Source organism: Microbacterium sp., from assembly GCF_035554235.1.
Classification (GTDB): Bacteria; Actinomycetota; Actinomycetes; order Actinomycetales; family Microbacteriaceae; genus Microbacterium.
Genome location: NZ_DATMIO010000181.1, coordinates 1 through 4219, shown reverse-complemented (window position 1 = coordinate 4219; position 4219 = coordinate 1). Strand labels below are relative to the sequence as shown.

Here is a 4219-nt window from a genome sequence, read left to right as displayed (position 1 = left end):
GCCCGCGCCCACGATGAGGCGCACGGCCGCGAGGGGGTCGGGAGCGTAGTGCGGGACGTAGTAGCCCTCACGCGGGTGCAGGATGCCGTCGAAGGCGTCGCTGCGGTCCCGGGCGAATCCACGCGCGACGAGCGCGTCGGCAATGTGCGGGCGCCCGACCGTCGCGTCGCCGTGGGTCTGCTCGACGACGTCCTCCCACGTCAGGTCGTAGTCGCGCGCGATCTTCTGCACGATGCGCTCGGCGCGACCCATACGGTCCTCGCGGATGCGGTTCATCTCGGCGCGCAGGGCGGCGTCATCCGGATCGAAGAGGTACGCGAGGATGTGGACGCTCCGCCAATCCTGCTTGGCAGAGAGCTCCATTCCCGAGATGAACGTCATCCCGAGCGACGTCGCGGCGTCGGCCGCCTCGGCCCATCCGGCGGTCGTGTCGTGGTCGGTGAGCGCCACCGTGCGAAGCGCGTGCCGGTGCGCCGCCTGCATGACGACGGCCGGCGGTTCGGTCCCGTCCGAGCGGAGGGAGTGCAGGTGCAGGTCGCTCGGGCCCTGCCACCTGCGCGCCCCTGTCATCCTCTGAGCGTAGCCCGCCGCGGCACCCCCGCGAGCGCCCGGCGTTCGCCCGTTTCACAGCCTGCTCACCTAGAGTCGCTGCGTGCTTCGCCTGTTCGGAATCCTCGCGACGGTGCTGTTCGCCGTTGCGGCGGCCGTGCTGACGTGGCCGTCGTTCTTCCGGCTCGAACGCACGTATCCGGTCGCCCAGATCGTCTCTTTCCGGGGCCTTGTCGTCGCCGGATTCCTCGGCGTCATCGTGCTCGCGCTGCTGCTCGCCCTCCCCCGCACGACGCGCGGCTTCGCCTTCTCGATCGTGCTCGTCGCCGCGATCGCCGTTGCCGCCAACGCGGGCATCATGATGTCCCGGGGACTAGGGGCCGACACGCTGCCCGCGAGCACGGACACGAGCGTTCGGGTCATGACGTGGAACACGGCGGGCGAGGCGACGCCGTCCGAGGCCGTGGCGAAGACGGCCGTGGCGATGGATGCCGACATCATCGCCCTGCCCGAGACCGCCGAGTCGGTCGGCGAGAGCGTCGCGGTCGCGATGCGCGAGATGGGACGCCCCATGTGGGTGCACCATGTGCGGTTCAACACCGAGATCGAGAACGGTCCGCAGGCGTGGGAGACCACCATCCTCATCTCCCCCGAACTCGGCGACTATTCGGTGATCGAGTCTTCGCGGGACGGCTCGAGCAACACCGGCGTCGTTCCGAGCGCGGTCGCGATGCCGGTCGACGGCGACGGCCCGATCGTGGTGGCCGTGCACGCCGTGGCCCCGCGGTCCGCCTACATGCCGAGCTGGCGCGACGACCTCCAGTGGCTCGCCGACCAGTGCGCCGCCGCCAACGTCATCATGGCCGGCGACTTCAACGCGACGCTCGACCACATGAGCGGCCTCGGCGTCGGGAACGCAACGCTCGGCCAGTGCCGCGACGCGGCCGCGGAGACCGGGAACGGCGCCGTCGGCACGTGGACGAGCCAGATTCCGGCGCTGGCCGGCGCACCGATCGATCACGTCATGTACTCGAGCCACTGGAAGCCGACCGGATCGGTCGTGCTGCGCTCGATGGATGACTCGGGAAGCGACCACCGACCGCTGGTCGTCCAGCTCGAACCCGTCGGCTGAGCGGACGCTTCGGCCCTCCGCGGCCGAAGACCACCGCCGGCGCGCGCGTGCGAAACTGGATGTCATGAGCACCGCAGGCGACACCGACACGATCGACGCCACCCCCGCCGAACCCGCCTCCACCGAGGCTGCGGCGAAGCCGGCCGGCACGTCGACGAATCGTCGACAGCCCTTCCCGAAGGGCTTCCTCGACAGCATCTCCACGGGATGGGCGGAACACCCCGACACCGTCCCCGCCGCGCGCGAGCAGGCGCCATACGCCGCCGCGCGCCGAGCCGCGGTCTCTGCCGCTTTCGCCGGCAAGCGGCTCGTCGTACCCGCGGGGTCGCTGGCGACCCGCAGCAACGACACCGACTACCCTTTCCGGGCGCATTCGGCTTTCGCGCATCTCACGGGGTGGGCGAACGACGCCGAACCCGACTCCGTGCTCGTGTTCCAGCCCACCGCGGACGGCCACGACGTCACCCTCTACTTCCGCGAACGCGCCGATCGCACGACGAGCGAGTTCTATTCCGATGCCACGATCGGGGAGTTCTGGATCGGGCCTCGCCCCCCTCTCGCCTCCGTCGCCGCCGACCTCGGCATCGCGACCGCTCACATCGACACGTTCGACTCCTTCGACGACGACATCGTCGTCGACGAAGACGATGAGCTGACGCGTTTCGTCAGCGAACTCCGGCTCGTCAAGGACGACTACGAGATCGCCCAGCTGCGGCTCGCCGTCGAGGTGACCGCGAAGGGCTTCGACGACATCGTCGCCGAGCTGCCGCGCATCATCGAGCACCCCCGCGGCGAGCGCGTCGTGGAGGGCGTCTTCCACCAGCGGGCACGCAGCGACGGCAACTGGGAGGGGTACGACACGATCGCGGCCTCGGGTCCGCACGCCTGCTACCTGCACTGGACGCGCAACGACGGACCGGTCGTCCCCGGGGATCTCATCCTCATCGACGCCGGCGCCGAGGTCGACAGTCTCTACACGGCCGACATCACCCGGACCCTGCCCGTGAGCGGCACCTTCAGCGAGGTGCAGCGTCGCGTCTACGAGACGGTGCGCGAGGCCGCGGATGCCGCGTTCGCGGCCGCCAGGCCGGGGGTGAAGTTCCGCGCCGTGCACGAGGCCGCGATGCAGGTGATCGCGCTCCGGACAGCCGAGTGGGGCTTTCTCCCGGTGACGGCCGAGGAAGCCCTCGACGCCGACGACGGCGGCCAGCACCGCCGCTACATGGTGCACGGCACGAGCCACCACCTGGGCCTCGACGTGCATGACTGCGCACAGGCCCGCCGCGACATGTACTACGACGGCCTCCTGGAGCCGGGGATGGTCTTCACGATCGAACCCGGCCTGTACTTCCAGATCGACGACCTCACCGTTCCCGAGGAGTACCGCGGCATCGGCGTGCGCATCGAGGACGACATCCTCATGACGGATGCCGGAGCGGTCAGTCTCACCGGGGACATCCCGCGCACCGCCGACGAGGTCGAGGCGTGGATCGCGCGACTGCGCACCGGACCGGCCGACGCATCCCGTTGACCGACCTGCCCGGGCGGCACGGCTAGCGGCGCAGAAACTCCGCGACGAGGGGTGCGAGCGCCGCGCCGACCGCGTCCGCGGGGCGCTTCCTGCCCTTGATGTCGAACGAGTGCCCCGCGTCCGCGATCCACGCGATGCTCGCGTCCTGGCACGCAGCGACGGCGGCCTCGAGCTGCTCGTGGGGGGCGACGAATGGATCGTTCGCTCCCGAGACGAACAACTGCGGCACGCGGATGCCGGGCAGGTGCGCGACGCGCGCCTTCTGCGGGTCGCCCGGAGGGTGCAGGGGGTAGCCGAGGTAGACCAGACCCGCGGCCTCCCGGCCATGCGCCTCGAGGCCTTCGGCGACCGCCATCGAACCCATCCGGCCCCCGTACGATTTGCCCGAGACCCACACCGGCTCGCCCTCGGAGCGGGCCACGGCGAACGCGAAGGCCGCGCGCCACGCGGCGATCGCGTGCGTGGCCGGTCCCGGCATCCTGCGCCCCGCCTCGATGTAGGCGAAGTTGAAACGGAGCGTCGCCGCGCCCTGCGCGCGCATCCCCCGGGCGAAGCCCGTCATGAACGGGTGGCCGTAGCCGGCGCCCGCGCCGTGGGCGATCGCGATGGTCGCCCACGCCTCGTCGGGGCGGCCGTAGGCGGCGGAGACCTCGACCGTTCCCCCCGGGAGATCGACCGGAAGGCGGACCTCGGCCTCGCTCATGGATCCTGGGAGGGGCGGGCGTCACGGGCATCGCCCGTCTCGTCCGCAGCCGGGGGCGGCGGCTCCGCCCCGGGCGTCGGGGACGGTGTGACCCGCTCCCCATAGCGCGGCGGCTCGACCCGTTCGGGGTCGATGACCGGGTCGCCGACCGGCGGCGCGGTGGGCGCCGCGGGCGCGGGGCGAGCGACGACGGTACGCTCGATTCCGGCGCCGCCCAGGATCTCCCGCGCGCGGTGGATGCTGCGCGCAGCGATGGCCACCTCGTAGTGGTCGGCGACGACCTGCATGACGCTCGCGTAGTCAC

The 4219-nt window shown here is 71.4% G+C and carries 4 protein-coding genes and 1 pseudogene; 2 read left to right on the top strand and 3 right to left on the bottom strand.

Features of this window, described 5'->3' with window-relative positions:
* Positions 1-570, bottom strand: a 570-nt coding sequence (locus tag VNT50_RS09460) for a PHP domain-containing protein (RefSeq protein ID WP_325484867.1), incomplete at its 3' end; no start/stop codon positions are given.
* Between the two features lie 82 nt (positions 571-652).
* Between VNT50_RS09460 and VNT50_RS09455 the strand changes: the two genes are divergently transcribed.
* On the top strand, positions 653-1681 hold the full coding sequence (locus tag VNT50_RS09455) for an endonuclease/exonuclease/phosphatase family protein (RefSeq protein WP_325484866.1): 1029 nt from the start codon (positions 653-655) through the stop codon (positions 1679-1681).
* Positions 1682-1745: 64 nt separating this feature from the next.
* The gene (locus tag VNT50_RS09450) at positions 1746-3212 is read left to right on the top strand and encodes an aminopeptidase P family protein (RefSeq protein ID WP_325484865.1); all 1467 of its coding nucleotides are present in this window, start codon (positions 1746-1748) and stop codon (positions 3210-3212) included.
* Between the two features lie 22 nt (positions 3213-3234).
* Here VNT50_RS09450 and VNT50_RS09445 read toward each other — a convergent pair whose 3' ends face one another.
* Together VNT50_RS09445 and VNT50_RS09440 are read right to left on the bottom strand one after the other, a co-directional pair.
* A complete protein-coding gene (locus VNT50_RS09445) occupies positions 3235-3915 on the bottom strand; it encodes an alpha/beta hydrolase family protein (protein WP_325484864.1) in 681 nt (226 codons plus the stop codon).
* A pseudogene (locus VNT50_RS09440) lies at positions 3912-4219 on the bottom strand (general stress protein); the annotation flags it as partial. The pseudogene VNT50_RS09440 and the gene VNT50_RS09445, both read right to left, overlap by 4 nt.